At 44.0% G+C, this 21242-nt stretch carries 16 protein-coding genes; 15 read left to right on the top strand and 1 reads right to left on the bottom strand.

The features are described 5' to 3' along the window. Positions 1 to 10: 10 nt before the first annotated feature. The 8 genes from UQ64_RS27315 (at position 11) to UQ64_RS27280 (ending at position 10369) form a co-directional block, all read left to right on the top strand. Positions 11 to 388 carry a MarR family winged helix-turn-helix transcriptional regulator gene (locus tag UQ64_RS27315; protein WP_060626612.1) on the top strand — a complete coding sequence of 126 codons (378 nt, stop codon included), beginning with the start codon at positions 11 to 13 and terminating at the stop codon, positions 386 to 388. 258 nt (positions 389 to 646) lie between these two features. Further along, positions 647 to 1546, top strand: a complete 900-nt coding sequence (locus UQ64_RS27310; protein WP_060626611.1) for a carbohydrate ABC transporter permease — start codon at positions 647 to 649, stop codon at positions 1544 to 1546. A 63-nt stretch (positions 1547 to 1609) separates the two neighbouring features. Next, positions 1610 to 2392: a carbohydrate ABC transporter permease gene (locus tag UQ64_RS27305; RefSeq protein ID WP_060626659.1), complete on the top strand. Its 783-nt coding sequence runs from the start codon at positions 1610 to 1612 to the stop codon at positions 2390 to 2392. Positions 2393 to 2531: 139 nt separating this feature from the next. Then, on the top strand, positions 2532 to 3896 hold the full coding sequence (locus UQ64_RS27300; RefSeq protein ID WP_060626610.1) for an ABC transporter substrate-binding protein: 1365 nt from the start codon (positions 2532 to 2534) through the stop codon (positions 3894 to 3896). 105 nt (positions 3897 to 4001) lie between these two features. Next, positions 4002 to 5801, top strand: a complete 1800-nt coding sequence (locus UQ64_RS27295; RefSeq protein ID WP_245238275.1) for a cache domain-containing sensor histidine kinase — start codon at positions 4002 to 4004, stop codon at positions 5799 to 5801. Further along, positions 5776 to 7374 (top strand): response regulator transcription factor, encoded by a 1599-nt coding sequence (locus UQ64_RS27290; RefSeq protein ID WP_060626609.1) that lies wholly within the window; start codon positions 5776 to 5778, stop codon positions 7372 to 7374. Before UQ64_RS27295 ends, UQ64_RS27290 begins: the two co-directional genes overlap by 26 nt. 24 nt (positions 7375 to 7398) lie before the next feature. Next, entirely contained in the window at positions 7399 to 9273 is a 1875-nt protein-coding gene (locus tag UQ64_RS27285) for a DUF2264 domain-containing protein (protein WP_245238273.1), read from the top strand. After that, the gene (locus UQ64_RS27280) at positions 9254 to 10369 is read left to right on the top strand and encodes a glycoside hydrolase family 88 protein (protein ID WP_209445891.1); all 1116 of its coding nucleotides are present in this window, start codon (positions 9254 to 9256) and stop codon (positions 10367 to 10369) included. The genes UQ64_RS27285 and UQ64_RS27280 overlap by 20 nt, the downstream gene beginning before the upstream one ends. Before the next feature lie 125 nt (positions 10370 to 10494). On the opposite strand, the gene UQ64_RS27275 is transcribed toward UQ64_RS27280, so the two are convergent. Then, on the bottom strand, positions 10495 to 11505 hold the full coding sequence (locus UQ64_RS27275) for a LacI family DNA-binding transcriptional regulator (protein WP_060626655.1): 1011 nt from the start codon (positions 11503 to 11505) through the stop codon (positions 10495 to 10497). Positions 11506 to 11840: 335 nt separating this feature from the next. Here UQ64_RS27275 and UQ64_RS27270 point away from each other — a divergent pair, with 335 nt between their 5' ends. The 7 genes from UQ64_RS27270 to UQ64_RS27240 all read left to right on the top strand — a co-directional run bounded on the left by UQ64_RS27270 (position 11841) and on the right by UQ64_RS27240 (position 21241). Then, entirely contained in the window at positions 11841 to 13154 is a 1314-nt protein-coding gene (locus UQ64_RS27270; RefSeq protein WP_060626608.1) for an ABC transporter substrate-binding protein, read from the top strand. A 2-nt stretch (positions 13155 to 13156) separates the two neighbouring features. Continuing rightward, the gene (locus UQ64_RS27265) at positions 13157 to 14035 is read left to right on the top strand and encodes a carbohydrate ABC transporter permease (RefSeq protein ID WP_179283670.1); all 879 of its coding nucleotides are present in this window, start codon (positions 13157 to 13159) and stop codon (positions 14033 to 14035) included. Continuing rightward, complete coding sequence (locus UQ64_RS27260) at positions 14022 to 14861, top strand: carbohydrate ABC transporter permease (protein WP_060626606.1); 840 nt, start codon at positions 14022 to 14024, stop codon at positions 14859 to 14861. Before UQ64_RS27265 ends, UQ64_RS27260 begins: the two co-directional genes overlap by 14 nt. A 23-nt stretch (positions 14862 to 14884) precedes the next feature. After that, on the top strand, positions 14885 to 16540 hold the full coding sequence (locus UQ64_RS27255) for an alpha-glucosidase (protein ID WP_245238272.1): 1656 nt from the start codon (positions 14885 to 14887) through the stop codon (positions 16538 to 16540). A gap of 17 nt (positions 16541 to 16557) precedes the next feature. Further along, positions 16558 to 17502 (top strand): MTP-1 family protein, encoded by a 945-nt coding sequence (locus tag UQ64_RS27250; RefSeq protein WP_060626605.1) that lies wholly within the window; start codon positions 16558 to 16560, stop codon positions 17500 to 17502. Positions 17503 to 17538: 36 nt separating this feature from the next. Beyond that, entirely contained in the window at positions 17539 to 18600 is a 1062-nt protein-coding gene (locus tag UQ64_RS27245; RefSeq protein WP_060626604.1) for a BtaManbiosPhlase, read from the top strand. Between the two features lie 67 nt (positions 18601 to 18667). Then, complete coding sequence (locus tag UQ64_RS27240; protein ID WP_060626653.1) at positions 18668 to 21241, top strand: beta-mannosidase; 2574 nt, start codon at positions 18668 to 18670, stop codon at positions 21239 to 21241. Position 21242 lies beyond the last annotated feature (1 nt).

Here is a 21242-nt window from a genome sequence, read left to right as displayed (position 1 = left end):
TGAGATCGGGATGAAGATAAAAGGTACTGCCGATGCCAGGCTAAATGAGCTAGGTCTGAATTCACAGCAAGGACGTATGATCGGCTATATTTTTGAGAATCAAGAAAAAGGTGTTATTCAGAAGGATTTGGCGGAGGTTTTTAATAGAAAAGGGGCGAGCATCACCAGCATGCTTCAGGGGTTAGAGAAGAAAGGCTATATCAAGCGTGTCACTCCTGAGAACGATGAACGGCAGAAGAGTATTTTTGTTTTGGAAAAGGGTGCTCTTTTGGTCGAGGAGTTCAATGAAATTTTCTCTGAGGTTGAAGCAAGCATTACAAAAGCACTCAGTCCAGAAGAAACTGCAGCCTTAAAGTCTTTACTGCAAAAAGTTAATTCAAGTCTATAAACGTTCGTAGGGTTAATCATGGACACTGGTGGGGATGGAAAAGATGTTGTAGAGGTTGCGTCCGTGTAAAACGATCTGTATTATACGTGGAAAAATAGAAATGTAGTGGATGGCGGGAGCTTGGCTCGCGCTTTTTTGCGTTATCCCAAGAATTCGCAACTTAAGGATCGGTAAAATTAGTTCCAAAATGAACAATTATAGTTCTTATGATTAATGCTTACTTTTTCTACAATTATGGATAAGTAAAGGAGGAGAACTATGATACGAAAATTTCATCTTAAAATGGATACGCGCGAAGCAATCGCTGGGTATTTATTCGTCGCTCCACTGATGTTGGGGCTGATCATCTTGACGTTGATCCCGGTGCTGGGCTCACTGTTGTTAAGCTTCACGGACTGGAACTTTGTGGCTGGTTTAGGGGGGATCCGGTTCGCAGGCATGGATAATTTCATAAGGCTGTTTCATGATGATGCTTTTATGAAAAGCTTGCTGAATAATCTGCTCTTTATTATCACGGTGCCGGTTACCATTATCGTTGCTTTGCTGTTAGCGATCTTGATTGATAAACAGGTGTTCCTGAAGGACTTGTTTAAAGTGATTTATTTCCTTCCTTACATCTCCAGCGTAGTCGCCATCGCTATGGTTTGGCAGGTTATGTTTCATCCTTCGTTAGGACCCGTCAATCAATTCTTGATGTCACTGGGATGGAGTAATCCGCCCAAATGGCTAGCTGATATCCATTATGCTTTGCCATCGCTGATGTTAATCCAGATTTGGATTCAGCTCGGTTACAACATTATTATTTTTATCGCTGGGTTACAGAGTATTCCGAAGGATCTTTACGAAGCAGCTGATATTGATGGGGCCAATAGCTGGCGGAAATTCCGCAATATCACGGTTCCTTGCATTTCGCCAACTACCTTTTTCCTGCTGGTTACAGGGGTCATTGGTTCATTTAAAATTTTCGATCTGATCCAGGTGCTGACACAGGGTGGACCGGCCAACTCCACGACCGTTATCGTATATGAGCTATATGACACTGCCTTCAATCAATTGAAGACGGGTTATGCCTCAAGCATGGCACTTGTCCTGTTCCTCATCTGCCTGATCATAACAGCCCTGCAGATGTTAGCGCAAAAAAAATGGGTCAATTATTAAAGGCAGAAAGGAGAAATTACAGTGAGAAAAGAGCTTCTATCCAGAACCTTCTGGACAATCGCAATGGGACTGCTAGGTATCGCATTTCTTTTACCGTTTCTATGGATGTTGTCCACTTCCTTTAAACTAGAGAAAGATGTGTTTAATTTTCCAATACAATGGCTGCCGCAGCAGTGGAACCTCATTGAGAATTATAAACAGGTTTGGTCAGGTGATTTCGCTCGGTATTACGGAAATTCCATTTATATTACGCTGGCTACGACTATAATTAATGTGCTGATATGTGCACTGGCTGCTTATGGGTTCTCCAAGCTGCGTTTTCCGGGTAGAGATGCGATGTTTGTAGTTGTATTGGCACTTTACATGGTTCCTCCGCAGGCTTCGCTGGTTCCACAGTTTCTACTGTTTAACTGGCTGAATCTGATTGATACGCATATAGGATTGATCTTAATTAACAGCTTTAGTATTATCGGTGCGTTTATGCTCAAGCAATTTTTTATGGGGGTAAACAACGAGTATCTTGAATCGGCGCGGATGGATGGAGCAGGTCATTTTCGTTCTTTTCTACAAATTGCATTTCCGCTGATCCGTCCCGCTGTAGCTACTTATGCTATTTTGCGGTTTATCTGGACCTGGAACGACTATCAGTATCCACTCATTTTTTTGAAATCTAAAGAGCTGTTTACTATTCAGTTAGGTATTCGGTTGTTTGGGGACCAATACGGGGATGTCTATTCCCTCATGATGGCTGGTGCGGTATCTGCAATTCTGCCGCTGCTGATTATCTTTGCTCTCGGCCAGAAGCAGGTTATTGAGGGGATTGCTCTCGGAGGCGTGAAAGGATAATAAAAGTCAAAATAGTTTCTCTTCGGTAGAATATGAGAACTTTCCTTATCTATCCTGCATGTTAGGATGTTCATGTAAGCAGTTACATAGTACTGGCTGTAAAGCGAGGTATACCCAACACATTTATAGGAGGGTCTATATGAAAAAGAAATTATTATCCGTGCTTGTTATCTCATCGATGGCGTTGTCATTGGCCGCTTGCGGTGGAAATGCGAAAACAAATAATGCAGGAGCGACAAATGCGCCTGATGCTGGTGGAAGTAAGGAGCCTGCAGCAGAGAAGGTTACACTGAAGCTGAGTACCTGGCAGACGGAAGCTAAAGCGAAGTGGAGTACGATTATTGCAGAGTTTGAGAAGACGCATCCTGATATTCATGTGGAAGTAGATTTGTTGAATGAAAAAGGTGATTCTGTAGCCTCCATGCAGAAGCTCGATTTGATGGCGGCTGCAAGTGATCCGCTGGACATTGTAGAACTTCCTTATACCAACTATTCGCAGCGTGCAGATATCGGTTTGTTAGCACCGATGGACGAATATATTGAGAAAGAAGGATATAAGCTCACAGATGAATACCTGGTGGACACTTCGGTCAATGGTAAAATCTATGCGCTACCGTCTTCCATGCAGCGCTGGTTCGTGCTCCTTAACAAAGAAATGTTAGATGAGGCGGGTTTGCCGGTTCCGACCGACTGGACCTGGGCGGATTTCGAAGAGTATGCGAAAAAATTGACCAAGGGTGAAGGTGCGACGAAGCGTTTTGGTGCATATCTGCATAATTGGCCGGATTATTTCCAGCTCCAGCTAATGAGTAAACCTGAGAATAATACATTTCTGAAAGCTGACGGAACCTCCAATGCGCTGGACCCGCAGTTTAAGGCTAATTTGCAGATGATGAAGAAAATGATGTACGAAGATAAGAGTGCCACTCCTTATGAGGATATTATTTCGCAGAAACTTGCCTACCGGAATCAGTATTTTAATGGTTTAGCAGCGATGCTTCCAATGGGAGACTGGATGGTTGCGGAATCGGGCGGTACGGAGGCCATTCCGGCAACTTTCGTTACAGCGTTTGCTCCAATCCCTCGATTGGATAGTGAGAGCAAACATTACTCACCTGTTCAGCCAACCTATATGGGGATAGCTGCTAAATCTAAGAATAAGGAAGCTGCTTACACCTTTGTGCGCTGGTATACCTCAGAAGGACTGGAAATCGGCGGACGTGTCTTCTCTGGCTGGGCGAAATCGGATACGAACAAATTGGTGGATACGATTGTGAATGGTTCTAAGGATTCATCTATGATTGATGTCGATTCCCTGAAATATACGATGGAGAACTCGACACCTGGTGCGACGCAAGTTCCGGCTAAATATGCGGATGAAGCTAAGAACAACGTTATTCCAGAAGCGGAGATGTATCTCCTTGGCCAACAGGATCTGGATGTCACCGTTACCAATATCGATAAGAAAATATCGGAAGTGGTTCAGAACAACAGCGGAAAATAGGCGGAGACTGATTGTACGCTTCCTAAAGGGGGCTTATAATGTGGGGGCAGGATAGCATTTCTGCCTCCTGCTCCAAATTTAAAACAGATATGGGGCCTGTCATCCGTGTTTAGAAAGCATCAATCACTTCGAATGAAACTTGTCTGGTCTTCAATGATTTGCGTACTGATCCCGCTTGTGTGTATTTACATGGTTACAGATTATTTAACCAAGGATCTGATTCTGGAGAAGGCCGTTGGCAGCGCAAGAGAATCTCTTAATGCGTCCAGTGCCAATATGAATGCCGTTTTTGAACAAACGCTGGAGCAGTCCAATTTCGTGCTTCAGAACAGTGAAATCAGGCAGATGATGTCTGCTGATCCAGAGACGCTCCATTCAGCGAAGGAGATCATCCAGTATAACCGTATGTCGCGGATGCTGGATGATATGTTCGTTCTTTCTGAGTATTTGAAAGTGACGCTGATCGGAAAGAATGGATTTATTTATACCAGTTATCCTTATAGCGACTTTAATCCGAAAACCTTTTACAGCGAGCATTGGATGTCGCTACTGAAACAAACTCAGCCCATTTCGACTTTCTGGAGAGCGGAGCGCGACACTTACTACAATTATTCTGATAAGGCCTCAGCCAATTGGGTAACGATTGCGAGACCTATACAATCGACCTCCAGCAGCACGATCGGATATATGATTATCAACATTAATGAGCGCAAACTCCGCCCTTATCTGAACAATGATAATGGTAAAGAGATGATGCTTTTAGACGACAAGGGAACTGTAGTCTCGCATGCTGATAAGGCCCGAATTGGTGAAACAATGACGTGGTGGAAAAAGGATGGTGAGCTTGATACTGTCGAGATCAGTGGGGAGAAATTTTTGTATGTAGACCAGGAACTGAGCAGCAACAAATGGCAAATGGTGAGCATTATCCCTATGAAGGCGGCATTGTCAAAGAATAAACAGATTTTATTTATCAGCTTAGCTGTACAGATTCTTTTCTTTAGCTTGTTTTCCGTGCTCTTAACCGTTCTAATCTCTAAGCTAACTCAACCTATCGTAAAATTGAGTGCTTTTGTAAAGCGAATAGGTCGTGGTCAATTGGATGAACGTTCGCTAATCCGTGGGAATAATGAGGCGGCACAGCTGGCCCGTACCATCGACCAAATGCTAGATCGAATCGAGTCCATGATTGAACAAATTACCTATGAGCAAACAGGAAAAAGAAAAGCCGAACTAGAAATGCTGCAGGCGCAGATCAATCCGCACTTTATGTTTAATCTGTTGAATTCGATCCGGTTAAATATTCTGATGCAAGGAGACAAGGAGAACGCCGAGCTGATCGGTTCGTTGTCGTCTTTGCTCCGTATGACCTTTAACAGAGACAATGAGTTTATCCCGCTTCGTGAGGAGACAGATACGATATCTCATTATGTGACTTTGATGAATTTTCGTCATGCCAATCAGGTTAGGCTGGAAATGAATTTAGCAGACGGATCTGGTGAAGCGCTGGTGCCTCGGTTTATGATTCAGCCTATGATCGAGAACGCCATCATCCATGGATTCGAGCAGTTTGGTGGCGAGATCTTTATTGGAGCTCGTATTATTGCAACTACGGGAACGCTGGCTATCACCATTAAGGACAATGGGATCGGCATGACACAGGAGAATTTAAAAAGACTTCGTGAAACCGCATACAGCAGCGAGCAAATTGCAGAAGAGGACAGAAAAGGGTTCTCCGGCATAGGCTTACGCAATGTGGCCCAACGTCTCAGTATGATTTATGGCGCTTCTTTCAAGCTGAATATTCAGAGCGAATCTGATGTGGGCACGGAAATTTGTCTGGAGTTTCCACTGAATGATGGAAAGGTGGGTGTGGTGAATGCTGACGGCAATTTTGGTGGATGATGACTATCCGGTTATCCGTTATTTGTCGCAGGCTGTACCTTGGAGCGAGCTCGGTATTGAACTCGCCGGATGTTATTATAGCGGACTCGAGGCTTGGGAAAAAGCACAGCAGAATCCACCGGATCTGATCATTACCGATATTGGCATGCCCAAGATGAACGGACTGGAAATGCTTGAGAAATTCAGAGCAATGAAGCCCGGAATCCGTGCGATTATTCTGTCCTGCCACAACGAATTCAAATACGCTCAGCAGGCGCTGAAATTAAACGTAGGAGAATATATTTTAAAAGAATCACTGGATATCGAGCAGCTGGAGCATGCACTTAGAACACTTGTGAAGGAAGTAGGTCTGAACAGGCAGCAGCATACCGAGATGCTGGTATATAAGCAAAAGCAATCACAGAACCGTGCTGCGCTAAAAGAAAAGTTTCTAAAAGATACGTTGTACCAATCTTGGGACAAGGCGGCTTGGATCGAGCAAGCCCGGTCAAACGGAATTATGATTCATGCCAAGACCTACATTCCAATGCTTATAGTGATTGACCGTCCAGAGGAAGCCTCGCGGGTGCGCCTTATGAGTGAATATACGATTTCTTTTGCCGTCGAGAATATTATGCAGGAAGTGCTTGAGGCTGATCACAGTTTATTTATTTCGAGAAACAGCCATAAGGAGATTGTTATTCTCTTCTGCAGCGACCAGTCTTCCAGAGACCACCAAGCGATCTATCATTCCATACAAAATGCAGCCTCTGCGGTACAGAAATATCTCAAGCTGTCTGTTTCCTGTATATTTGGCGCTGAGGCGCGCAGTCCTGAGGAAATTCGCGGAACTCTGCAGCGGATGCTAAAGGAGAAGATCCATCGGTTTTATTTTCCAGCGGCAGGCATCCACCGTTTTGAAGAGATCAGCTTTTCGAGGGATGATATTTATGCCGAATATGGAAGTGTGTACGCTGTTATTAATGATGATATTGCCCTAAACAGGGAAACAGAGCTTCGCGTTCATGTAAAGGAATGGAGAGAATGGGTGGCATCGCAAAAATTCCATCCAAATGAAGTCAAGGAATGTGTGCTCCGTTTGCTGATGGATTTGCAAATGAAGACAAAACAGCTGCTGCAGTCTCCATTGCCAATGGCCGAAGAAAAGCTGTTTAGCGTGGTGGGTGACATTGAAACCCTCGAGCATTTGGAAGATTGGCTAGTTCAGTACTTGGAAGAATTAGCGCGGAAAATAAGTATATTCTCAATCAAGTCCAAACGGAGCGAGGTTATCAAAGCCCAGCAGTTCGTGATCAGTCATGTAACGGAGAAAATAACGCTGGAGGACATGGCTGGACGCCTGAACTTGAATGCCAGTTATTTCAGTCGCCTCTTCAAACGGGAAACAAACCAGAATTTCATTGAATATGTAAATATGCTAAAGCTTCAGAAGGCAAAAGAGCTGCTTAATCAGTCTGGAAAGACTGTGGAAGAGATCTCCGAGTATCTGGGATATGCCAACAAAAGTTATTTTATCAAGCTGTTTAAACGGGAAATGGGCATGAGACCCAGTGAATATGCGGCTTGGCATTGAGTGTGGATTGGAGGAACCATTACTGTGGAACTGAAGGGTACTAAAAATGAATTACAAATGTTCTTAAATGAACTATATACTCCGCTGGAGAGTCGATTTACTTCTGGATGTGCAGGAATCGATATGGGAGCTACAGGATCAATATACAATGAAGCTACCGCGCTTATGGAGGCCTTCGCCCGTCCGTTATGGGGGCTTGTTCCCCATGCCAGCGGGGGAGGGGAAAGTGCACTTTGGCCCATGTTCCTCGAGGGGATCATTAATGGGACTGACCCTGAACATGAAGAATACTGGGGTGAATTCTCGACCAAAGACCAGCGTATGGTGGAACAGGCAGTGCTGGGACTGGGGCTTGCTCTTGCACCGCATAAGATATGGGAGCCACTGAGTGATGATCAGAAAATGCAGGTATATAACTGGTTGAACCAGATCAATCATGTGGATCGTTCGAACCCGAATAACTGGCTGATGTTCACGGTTCTTGTGAATGTGGGCTTTAAGAAAATCGGATTGCCCTATGATCAAGCAATAATGAATGATTATTTGGAGAAGATTGATACCTACTACTTGAGTGATGGCTGGTATTCTGACGGGCTGACCGATCAGAGAGATTATTATATTGCTTTTGCTATGCATTATTATACGCTGATATATGCTAAATTGATGGCGGATGATGATCCTCAGAGGGCTGCAGTTTACCGGGAAAGATCTGCGGAATTTGCTAAAGATTTTATTTATTGGTTTGCTGAGGACGGAAGTGCCATTCCTTTTGGACGTAGTCTGACCTATCGTTTTGCGCAGGTCTCCTTCTGGAGTGCACTGGTGTATGCCGAGGTCCTTCCTTTTTCATATGGCGTTCTCAAAGGAATTATAATGCGTCATTTTCGTTGGTGGTTTGAGAAGCCTATTATGGGAATAGATGGACTACTAAGCATCGGATATGCTTACCCGAATCTGGTAATGACAGAGAACTACAACGCCCCCGGATCACCGTATTGGGCCTTTAAAGCTATGCTTATTCTTGCCTTGCCGGATGATCATCCTTTTTGGCAAGCGGAAGAAGAACCACTACCTGTATTGAAAGATCAACTGCGGCTCCAAGAGGCGCGTATGCTGGTCTGTCGTCCGGAAGGAAATAAGCATGCTATTGCCTATACCTCAGGTCAGATGGCTAACTTTGATATGGCACATAGCGCGGCTAAATATTCGAAGTTTGCATACTCTACGTTATTCGGTTTCAGTGTGCCGAAGGCGGGTTACGGGTTAGTTCAAGGCGCCTACGATTCTACACTAGCACTGTGTGAATGCGATGAACATTACCGCGTACGCAGATTCTGCGAGACTTGGGAAATTGGAGAGAGTTATGCATATTCCCGCTGGCATCCATGGAACGATGTACATGTGCGGACATGGATTATTCCAGCAGGTCTATGGCATGTCCGTATTCACAGCATTCACAGCACCCGGCATCTCGACGTAGCGGAGGGTGGATTTGCCATTGGCCAGTCTGCTGGATTCTCGCGCAGTGATCGGGAAACCATTCATGTATCTAACACTGCTGTCTCGGTACAATTGCCCTGGGGAATCAGTGCCATACATATGCTAAGCGGTTTTGACCGGGGGGAATGCGTGCAACCCGAACCGAATACTAATCTGCTGAAACCGCGGACGTTTCTTCCGAGCTTGTGTTCCAGAATGGAACCGGGAGATCACGTATTGATATCTGCTGTCTTCGGAGCAACGAATACCCCAGAGAACCAGGAGAGTCTGGCTTCACCACCAATTATTCAGCAGCAGTCGGACGGAAGGATTGTTATCTACGATCCTCGTAACCATGCAGTACTTCATACGGTTGATTTATCGGAAAGGAGAGATAAAGATGTGGACAACGGCAATTGAGGATGCTATTCGCAAGATCGGGAGTAATATCGTAGGCCATCCGGGCCAACTGCCTCATATCGCAGAGGGGCAACAATACGAATGGGGAGATAATGACGATTGGATAGAGGGATTCTACGTTGGCATGATGTGGCTTTCTTATGAATATAGCAAAGATTCATTCTATAAGGAGGCGGCAGCTTCTTGGTTAGGAGACTTCAAGCATCGTCTGGATCATCATATCGCCCTGGACCATCATGATATTGGTTTCTTGTACTCACTAACTGCGGTAGCAGAGTGGAAAATAACAGGCAGTGAAGAGGCGCGAGCTGTCGGTCTGCAGGCTGCGGATACGCTATGCAAGCGCTGGCGTGAACCAGCTGGGATTCTTCAGGCCTGGGGTTTAGAGAGTGATCCTGAGAATGCGGGACGTATCATTATTGACTGTTTGATGAATTTGCCACTGCTGTTCTGGGCTACAGAGGAAACGGGGGACAATCGCTATTATGATATAGCTCTTCAGCATGCGATGAAAAGCCGTAAGTTTCTTGTGCGTGGGGATGCGTCCTCTTACCATACTTTTTACTTTGATCCGGCTACTGGAAGTGCAATTCGTGGAGGAACACATCAAGGCTATGAGGATGGATCGACCTGGACACGTGGTCAGGCGTGGGGAATATACGGATTTGCTCTAGCTTATCGTTATACACGGGATGAAGATTTTCTTAACACCTCCAAAAGTTTGGCCCATTATTTCATTAACCATCTTCCGGAGGACAGTGTGGCTTATTGGGATTTCGATGTGCCGTTGGAAGCGGGTACCCCTCGCGACAGCTCAGCTTCAGCCATTGCGGCTTCTGGTCTTTTGGAACTGCTGGATCTTCTGGATGCAGATGACCCGGATCGCGCTATTTATGAAGCAGCCTTACTCCGTAGCATGAAATCCTTAGTGGATCATTATGCGACGTCTGGAAATCCGGAGGCGGAGGGACTTCTAAAGCATGGTTCCTATCATGTTAGAGGTGAACGCGTGCCTGATGGTCATATGATTTGGGGAGACTATTATTATCTAGAAGCGCTGATCCGCATGCAGACCGGAATAAGAGGATATTGGTAGTAGGAGTTTCTACCACCCGCTCTTCCAAAACATCTACACAAAAACCTCACCCATCATTGGGTGAGGTTTTTGTGTTATGGGTGAATTTATCTAGATAGGTGTATGGAAGCAAGTTTATCTGTATTTTATGCATTTGGATGTTGTGTGGATTCCCGAATGATCAGATGGGTAGGAAGGAGGATTTCAACAAAAGGCTCTTCAGGATGATCAATGCGCCAGAAAAGCTGTTCCACAGCTTTACTTCCAAAGTAAGACAAATCTACATCCATCGTTGTAGTCAACGGTGTTGTTATTCGTGACAATTGTCCATTATCGAAGCTGACAATGGATACATCTTGGGGGATATGATACCCAAGCTTGTATGCAACGGAATTGATCAAAAACCCAAATCCGTCATTGACACAGAACCAAGCCGTAGGCTGATTATCCAACGCTTGTACAGCGTTGAATACATCATCCATTTCTTCTATTACACGATCTAATACCCATAGTGGGTTGTATTCAATTCCAGCCTGGTATAAGGCCAGGCGATAACCTTCCAGACGCTCGTAATAGCTTGGAGAGAATTGTATGTTGCCGATAAACCCAATACGGGTATGTCCCAATTCAATTAGATGCTGCACCGCTGTATAAGCGGCATAGCGATTATTAGTGAGAATACTGTCGGCCCTAAGATCAGGATGATGATGATCAATTAACACGGTGGGAATCCCTGTATTGGTCACTGCCTGAATATAAGGGTTCGTAATATGGGATAGAATCAAGATTCCTTCTACGGATTGATCCAATAATATAGGAGGCAGGATTAAATTCTCAGAAGAATGCTTATCAATAGATTGAATAACCATACGCTTATTTCGCTTCGCTGCTTCCTTCTCAATACTCAAATAAATTTCTCCAAAAAAGTTGCGTTTGGAAAATGCAAATTCCGATGCCAAAATAGCAAAGGTTCCTACTTCTTCTTCAGTGCTTTTACGCCCTCGCGAATAGATGTAACCCATCTCATTCGCTGCATCGATAATTAATTGCCTCGTTTCTTCACTGACACCATCTTTACCAGATAGAGCCTGAGAAACAGAGTTCTTCGATATATTTAATCGATCGGCGATATCTTGCATAGTTACCTTCACCTTCATGCGAAGATACGTCCTTTCTAATAAGAAATGTAATGAATATTCTTCCATACTGTCTCTCATAATACTAAAGATTATGCTGCAAAACTACATTACAATTCTAAATTATTATAACATTACAAAAATATTTTGTAAAGTTAATATGTATCTTGTGTAATTGTGTCTAATATATAAAAAATCGAAGAACAGGTTGACAATTTCGCTTAAAACTATAATAATAGCAATTATAACGCTTACAATACATTGATTTAACGAATTTTGTAACGTTACAAAAGTTGATTATTGAATTACTGAATTCTGTACGAAAGAGCATCTATACTTTAGGGAGGTTTTATTTTATGAAGAAAAAGCTTGCAGTACTAATTTCACTTACGCTAGTATTCACAATTCTTGCTGGTTGTGGTTCGAAGAGTAATAATTCTGGCACTTCAGCAGATGGAGTAACAACTATTGAGTTCTGGGCAGCGCCTAACCCGACTCAACAAGCATATTGGCAAAAGATTGCCAAAGAGTATGAGACTGTTAATCCTAAGGTGAAAATTAATGTAAGTGCGATCAAGGAGTCCCCTACTTCTGAGGCAAGTATCCAAGCTGCAATCGCGGGTGGAAGCGCTCCTACGATGACTGAGAATATTAGCCGTGGTTTTGCAGCGCAACTTGCAAACAGTAAAGCGTTAGTTCCATTGGATACGATAGCTGGCTTCAATGATATTGTGACAAAACGTAATATGACCAAAACAATTGAGCCTTGGGAATTTGCGGATGGTCATCAATATGTTCTCCCAATCTACTCGAATGCGATGTTGTTTGGATGGAGAACGGATATTTTGAAAGAAGCTGGAGTGAACGAAGTTCCGAGAACATACAGCGAAGTAATTGAGGCAACGAAAAAATTAAAAGCAAAATACCCAGATAAATATCTTTGGGCGAAACCTGACTTAGCTGACCCTACATCTTGGAAAAGATGGTTCGACTTCTTCATGCTGTACAATGCAGCTTCAGACGGTAACAAATTCATTGAAGGTAGCAACTTTGTAGGCGACGAAAAAGCGGGTGTAGACGTTCTTTCTTTCGTTGACAATCTTCGTAAGGAAAAAGGACTGTTGTCTCAGAATGTAACAGAACCTTTCGAAAATGGCGTGGGCGTGTTTACAGATATCGGTCCTTGGACTTTTAGCACATGGGCTGAGAAATATCCAGAGCTTCAGTACAAGAAGAACTTTGAGGTAACATTGCCTCCTGTTCCGGACGGTATGGATCCAGCGAATGCAAAAACATTTGCAGATGCTAAAGGAATTGTTATCTATGCATCGGCAAGCCCTGAGCAACAAGCTGCTGCAATTGAATTCATCAAGTGGGTCTACTCGGATGACAAGAACGATGTTGCCTTTTTCCAAGAAACAAACTTGCCTCCAGCACGTGATGATGTAGGTACGAATGAAGTATTTAAACCTGTATTTGAAAAAACGCCTGTATTGCTAGAGTATGCAAAAGCAATCCCGAATGCTGTTCCATCCATGGACAATCCGAAATTCAACGAATTGCAAACCTTTATTGGTCAAGAGGCCTTTAACAAAGTCGTTCGTGGTGAGATTGATCCAAAAACGGGTTGGGACAATATGAAGAAGGCGATTGAAGGGGAACTTCAATAATGATTGAAAAAAATAATAATCGGTTAGGCTGGCTTTTTGCCAGCCCTTACCTTATTTTTTCGACTGTATTTTTTTTAGGGCCGCTTATCTGGTCTCTATATTTGTCTTTTACAAACTGGGACTTGATTTCACCAACTTATGATTTTGTAGGATTCAAGAACTTTACCAAAGCATTAGGCACACCAGGGGTAAGATCGGCCTTTTGGGTAACGTACAAATTTATGATCGTATTTGTACCGATTGTCACAGCCATGTCGCTTTTTGTAGCAGTAATTGTAAAAGGCTTACCTAAATTAAAAACCGTATTTCTTATTGGATTCTTCTTGCCTTACCTATCCTCAGGGGTTGTTGCATCCCTTATTGTTAAAGGTTTTTTGTCACATACAAGTCCTGTTCAGACGTTTCTAAGGGAACGGTTAGGTCTAGATATTGACTGGCTCGGCGGATCTTTCTCGGCATTATTCGTCGTTGCGATGATTATGGCTTGGAAATTCACAGGTTACTATGCGTTAATTCTTACTTCAGGTTTAGAGAGCATTGATCAGGAAGTATATGAAGCAGCGGCGATTGATGGCGTGAAGGACAGCCAAAGGTTCTGGAAAATTACGTTGCCTTTGCTTTACCCTGCGATTTATACAACTTTAATTTTATCCTTTGGTGCAACATTCGGTATCTTTACTGAGGTCTACCAATTAACAGGCGGCGGACCAAACTATGCTACGAATACATGGCAAATGGAAATATACAGTCAAGCATTTAAGAACCTGCAGGCAGGTTACGCATCAGCTATCGCGATTATGGCTGCGGTTGCGACATTTATATCTATCTTCGTGATCCGAAAAATTCTGGAAATGTGGGGTAAGCGCAATGGTTGGGTCTAATTCAAACATCAAGCTCCGGCTGTCGATCCGCTATCTGATTGCGATCGTACTGCTCGTGATTATGGTATTCCCCTATTTATATATGGTATTGAACTCACTTGCAGATTGGTCACAGGTAGATCGGAAGCTGATACCGACGAAATTTACGCTGCGCTCGTATCAATGGCTCTTTACAGGTGGTGAGACCGGGATTACAAGACCATGGATCCACGCCTTCTTTAACAGTGTGTTCGTTTCATTGGTATCTACGGCCTTAATGATGATGTTCGCGATTATGGTCGCTTATGCGTTGGCGAAGCTGAAATTCCGCGGGAGAGACTCTATTAACAACTTTGTGTTGTTTCATATGTTCTTCCCGGCAATCATTCTGATCATCCCTAACTTTTTGATTATTCAAAAAGTAGGACTGTTCGATACGTATTGGGCGCTCATTATTCCCAAGGCGATGAGTTTATGGGGGATCTTCATGTATACCAACTTCTTTAAGGCAGTACCCGACGCCTTCATTGAAGCTGCCAAGCTGGATGGGGCATCCGATTTCAAAATCTTGTATAAGATTATGATGCCGATGTCGAAGTCCATTACGACCGTTGTATTTCTATTCCTGCTAATGGAACGTTGGACAGAGCTCCTATGGGATATGATCGTTGTCCGAAGTGACGGCATGTTAACATTGAACGTCTTATTATCTCAGATGTTCGGTCCGTATCAAGCGTATCCGGGTCCGATGTATGCCGGTGCAGTGATGCTCACCTTGCCAATCATTATTTTGTTCATTATTTTCGGCAAGAAATTCCAGGAAGGCATGCAATTTAACTTGAAATAGGTCAGCACAGGAGGGGTTAACGATTGGAAAAGCCGTGGTGGAAAAGGGCGGTATTCTATGAAGTGTATATGCCAAGCTTCTGTGATAGTAACGGGGATGGGATTGGTGATTTCGACGGTCTTACTTCCAAACTGGATTATTTGCGGGATCTTGGCATCGGGGGTATTTGGCTAACACCATTCTATAAGTCTCCAAAAGTAGATAACGGGTATGACATTGCGGATTATTGCCAGATTGATCCAGACTTTGGAACGATGGAAGATTTCGAACGGTTTATTCAGGAAGCGAAGAACCGTGGGATCAGAGTGATCGCCGATCTTGTCCTGAATCATACGTCTTCAGAGCATGCGTGGTTCAAGGAATCCCGATCCTCAAAGACAAATCCGAAGCGGGATTGGTACATTTGGAAGGACGCTGTGAACGGCGGAGTTCCAAATAACTGGGAATCATCTTTTGGTGGAACCGCGTGGGAATGGGATGCTGCTACGGAACAGTATTACTATCATGGGTTTGCGAAAGAACAGGTTGATTTGAACTGGGCAAATCCGGAAGTAAAAGAAGCGATGAAGGATATTATGGTCTATTGGCTGGGTAAAGGCGTAAGCGGGTTCCGGTTAGATGTTATCAACTTCTTATCGGTGTCCAATCAATTCCCGGATAACCCGATGGATGAAGTAACGGGTGAGCAGAAGCATGTACATGATCAGAATCAAGATGGAATTATGGATGCCATCGAGGAAATTAGTAGGTTTGTTCATGCGCATAGCGGAATGTTCATGGTGGGTGAGGTCGGCTCTGAAGATATGGATATGCTGAGGCGTTACAGCGGAACGGGTAAGTTTGATGTGGTCTTTAATTTCAATCTGGGAAGCCAGAAGGTATTTAGTCCAGAGAATTTGTTCGCCGAGCTTAAGACGATGGAGAAGGTGCACCGTGCAGATCAAATTCCTACTTTATTCTTCGGCAGTCATGATATGGATCGCGTAATTTCGCGATTTGGTGAAGGGGACGCGGAGATTGAGGAAGAACGGGCCCGCCTTATGGCAACGTTGGTCTTGACCGCAAAAGGGGTACCTTTCCTATATTTCGGTGAAGAGATTGGGATGCGGAATTTCGTAGCCCATAAGCTGGAAGATATGCGGGATATTCAAGGATTGAACGCATATGAAATCGCACTACAGCGGGGGGCTACCTGGGCGGAAGCTCTGGAAATTGCGAATGCGAAGGGAAGAGATGCGTCTCGCTCCCCAATGCAATGGAACGCAAGTCCACATGGTGGGTTTACGTCAGGAACACCATGGATTGGCATGGGCACGAATTATGAACAATTGAACGTGGAGTCCGAATGGAATCAACCGAATTCATTGCTTCATTATTATAGACAACTTCTCCACTTGCGTAATACACAGGATGTGTTTCAGTTCGGGGATTATGACGTGCTAGAACGCAGAGGCAATCTTATTTTATATGTAAGAACATTGAAAAAACTCAATACTAGAGCACTCGTAGCCTTGAATTATGATTCGCAGAGTGTACAGATTGATCCTAGTGAATTGCTGGATGGGGAAGCAACTTGTGTATTATCAAGCCGCCGAGAAACAGTGAGCGGTACAGACCTTATAACGCTGTTGCCGAATGAAGCCGCAATATGGATGCGTGCGCCGCTATTATTTGAATAGAGAGGAATTTTCTTATTATGAAACTGTACAAGAATGCTGTGAAGACATGTGAACAACTGCTCACGGAATACGCGATGAAAGACGTATCCGTAACCAATACACAAAAAATAAAATTCACAGGTGTAGAGCACAAAGATGTCTACAACATTACAGCACCCTTCCAAGATGAAGGTGAGTGGGTGATTGCTGGTCGGGTTGAATCCCGTGATAGTGAGCATTCCAATGTCGTTTTTTTTGTCGAACGTGATGGACAGTGGGTTCCCCGTGAAGGTGCACCTATCTTTGAACTTCAAGATCCGTTTTTTACGAAAATCAATGGAGAATTGATTGTTGGAGGCGTTCAAATTTATCCACACCCAGTAAAAGCTGATGCCTTAATGTGGCGTACAGTATTCTACCGCGGGAAGAACATCGCGAGCTTAGCATTATTCTTTAAAGGTCCAGATGGCATGAAAGATCTGCGCCTAGTTGACCTGAAAGATAGCATCGGAGTACTGACCCGCCCTCAAGGAGATAAAGGAGGACGCGGTAAAATCGGCTTTACCCGCATTGCATCGTTGGAGGCGTTATCCATTCCATTGATCGAAGAAACACCGTTATTGGAAGGACAGTTTGTTGATGAAGAGTGGGGCGGTGCGAATGAAGCACACTTGCTGAAGAACGGACTTCTCGGTGTTCTTGGGCATATCGCATCTTTTGATGATGCGGGCGATCGTCACTATTACCCGATGGTATTCGCTATCGATCCGGCGACGGGTGAATACTCGGATATTCAATTAATTGCTGTACGTAATCAGTTCTTACCAGGTGCTACCAAACGGCCTGATTTGGCGGATGTCGTATTTAGCGGTGGGCTTGTACGCCATCAAGACGGTACAGCTCACATATATGCAGGAATCAGCGATGCGGAAGCACAATGTGCAGTAATCCCTGATCCATTTGCTCAATTTGAAGTTTTGTAAATATGAAATCCATTTGGTTAAGGGAGTTATTACAACATGAAAATCTATCGTTACGAACAAAATCCACTAATTACACCAGCGGACGTCAAGCCGTATCACGATGACTTTGAAGTAATTGGTGCATTTAATGCTGGTATCGCCAGCTATAATGGTGAAATATTAATGTTTCTTCGTGTAGCGGAACGTCCGATCAGCAAGGATCCAAAGATTGTGAAAGCTCCGATTTATAATCCAGAGACCAATGAATTGGAAATCATGGATCTGAATACAGATGATGAGCGTTTCGACTTCACTGATCCGCGTGTGATCAAGAATAAATCCGCTAGTGCTACATTCCAGTACTTGACTTCATTATCTTACATCCGAATTGCCCGTAGTAAAGATGGACATCATTTTTCGGTAGATGAGAAGCCATTTGTGTACCCTTCTAATTCACTGGAGACCTTCGGGGTGGAAGATCCCCGCGTAACTCAAATTGGGGATACCTACTATATTTATTTCTCGGCAGTCTCTCCTGTAGGTGTTGGAGAATCGCTGGTATCAACTAAAGATTTCGTGAATGTAACTCATCATGGCATGATCTTTGGGCCTGATAATAAAGACGTATTGATTTTCCCGGAGAAAATTAACGGCAAATATTATGCATTGCACCGTCCAACGACGAAAAGCACGGGAAATCCGGAAATATGGATCGCTGAATCGGACAATTTATTATATTGGGGCAATCATAAGCATCTGATCGGTTTGCGTGACGGTATGTGGGATAGTGGACGGATCGGCGGCGGTGCGGTCCCGTTCAAGACCGAAAAAGGTTGGTTGGAGCTGTACCATGGGGCGACGCTGGAACATCGTTATTGCATGGGGGCAGTCCTATTGGATTTAGATGATCCCTCGAAGGTGATTGCGCGTTCCAATGCTCCTATCATGGAGCCTGAAGCAGATTATGAGAAGAATGGATTCTTCGGTGATGTTGTATTCTCTTGCGGGGCACTTGTGGAAGGCGATGTTGTCAAAATGTATTACGGAGTCGCGGATACATCAATGGCTTGCGCAGAACTTAGTGTACAAGAAATTTTAGATAGCTTGGTATACGTATAACAATAAAACGTCAAAACCGAAGTGGTTTTGGCGTTTTAATTTGGGAGAGATGACGAAGAGAATGAACATCAAATTAACTGAGAATTGGAAACTTCGTGATTTTCATGTCGGGGAAGCACGTGATCTTGAAGTTGCATCCCCAGAATTCATTGATTATTTCTGGATGACAACCACAGTGCCTGGTGATATTCATACGACGCTTCGGGAGAAAGGTATCATTGAGGATCCTTTTTTTGGCCATCAAGATCAGAAATGCCGTTGGGTGGAAGAAAGGGTATGGTGGTATCGTACGGTCTTTTCATACGATTCTGATCCTAAACCTGGTGAGAAAGTAGAGTTATTGTTCGAAGGGTTAGATACCTATGCAACCGTATTTCTCAATGGTGTGGAGCTTGGATCAACAGATAATATGTTCATCAGCCATTCTTTTGATGTTACCCGTGAATTAAATAAAGGGAAGAATACGCTTGCTGTAAAATTTGATCCTGTTCATGTGCACGCAGGCGATAAAATTCAATATTATTGGTCGGGCTTTAGCAAAAAACGGATTTGGACACGTAAAGCGCAGAGTCATTTTGGCTGGGATTGGGGTCCACGTCTGGTCTGTGCTGGCATATGGAAAGAGGTGCATTTGATCAAACGCCGTCATGCACATTTAGATCATGTGTTTGCTCGAACAACTTCGATCCAGGATCAAGTAGGTGTCGTTGATGTGGATTTATGTGCACATGCTTTTGATCGCGGGTGTTCGTATACGGCGCGTGTGGAACTCTTAGAAGGGGCAGAGAGTGTTGCAGAAGCAAATGTTTCTTTGGACAGGGTTGGAGGCATTACAGTTGATGGAGCGATTACAGCACGCACACTTCATCATTCTGTTACCTTGCAGGTGACGGATCCAAAGTTATGGTGGACCCATGATTTAGGAACGCCTTTCTTATATCATTTACGCGTTATGTTATTTGCCGATGGGGAGCAAATAGATACCTATGAGCAGTCATTTGGGATTCGAAAGATCGAATTGATGCAGCTTGATGAAGAAGGGCGCCATGCTTTCACTTTTGTATTAAACGGCGTAAAAGTTTTTGCTAAAGGTGCAAATTGGATTCCAGTTGATAGCTTTATTGCGAGCGTGCCGGATAGCCGCTATACACATCTGCTTCAGATGGCCAAGGATGCCAATATGAATATGATGCGTGCTTGGGGTGGAGGCATTTATGAGCGGGATATTTTCTTTGATGAATGTGACCGGTTAGGGATTTTAATCTGGCAGGACTTTATGTTCGCTTGTGCATTGTATCCGGATTATAATCGTAATTTCATGAATAATGTTCACCGTGAAATTGAGCAGGTCGTAAAACGTCTTCGCAGTCGTACGAGCCTTGCCCTATGGTGTGGGAATAACGAAAATGATTGGTTGTATGAGGCGCTGTCCTCTAGCGGTGAAATCACACATCCTTTCTATGGAGAAAAAATATATCATGAGCTCATGCCCATGGTATTGGAGCAACTTGATCCCACGCGAACGTTTTGGCCTAGCTCGCCTTTTGGTGGTAATGATCACAATTCTCGTGATGTGGGTGATACCCATAACTGGCAAGTTTGGCATGGGAATAATGAGCCTCGTCAGTTTGGTGAACCGCAGACACAGGATTATAGTGTTGAAGGGATATCGTTCAAAAGATTCAAGTCAGACTTCACGAAATTCGCCAGTGAATTCGGGCTGCACGCTGCTTCCAATCGTTATACCTTAGCAAAGAACATGCCGGACAATCAGTTCTATTGGGATAGCGATGAAATGAAGTACCGGAATAAAGATGTTCATTATCCAAAGGGCATTATGCTTATGGAAGGTTATACAGGAGTTCCGAAGGATATTTATGAATATATTCAATTCTCGATGCTAACTCAGGCAGAGGGTTTAAGGTATGGCATTGAGCATTACCGTCGTAATAAGCCGGATACGAGTGGGGCTTTATTCTGGCAGTTTAATGATTGCTGGCCGGGAACAAGCTGGTCTGTCATCGATTACTATGGCTTGCCAAAGGCTAGCTACCACTATGCGCGTAAATTCTTTGCACCGATACTCTTATGTGTGGATCATGATCCGAATGGGCCGCTGCTGCTATGGGCAGTCAACGATCGACGCGAGGCATATCAGGATGAGGCGGAATTAACGATCTATCGAATGGATGGTTCAATTGTATATCAGCGTGCATTCGATGTTACCGTTGAAGTGAACAGTAAAGTTAATTTTGCCAAGTTAACTGAAGCTGAGGTACTGCAACAACATAGCGCTGGCGAGGTTGTGGTCGTACTTCGTTCGAAGAAACGGGTAACAGAAGATTATGTACTCTATTTAAGAGACTATAAAGATATGGATTATGAACCTGTACATATTCAGATCTCCGTGGATGAAGCGAAAGGACATATCCGTTTGATCTCTGATCGTGTTGCTCGGATGGTGATGATCGAACTGGATGCTCCTTGGGTAATCATGGATGATAATTTCTTTGATCTGATCCCGGGTGTAGAGAAGACTGTTCGTGTGCAGCATGTTGATGCCGGGGCACTGCCGTGGGAGTCCTTACGTGTAACGGCGATGAATGATGCAAGCCTACAGAAGCTGGAATTAAGGAGATGAG

It is taken from the genome of Paenibacillus etheri, assembly GCF_001012825.1.
GTDB classification, from domain to species: domain Bacteria; phylum Bacillota; class Bacilli; order Paenibacillales; family Paenibacillaceae; genus Paenibacillus_AQ; species Paenibacillus_AQ etheri.
The sequence above is the reverse complement of the archived record's forward strand: the minus strand, read 5'-3'. Positions and strand labels throughout refer to the sequence as shown.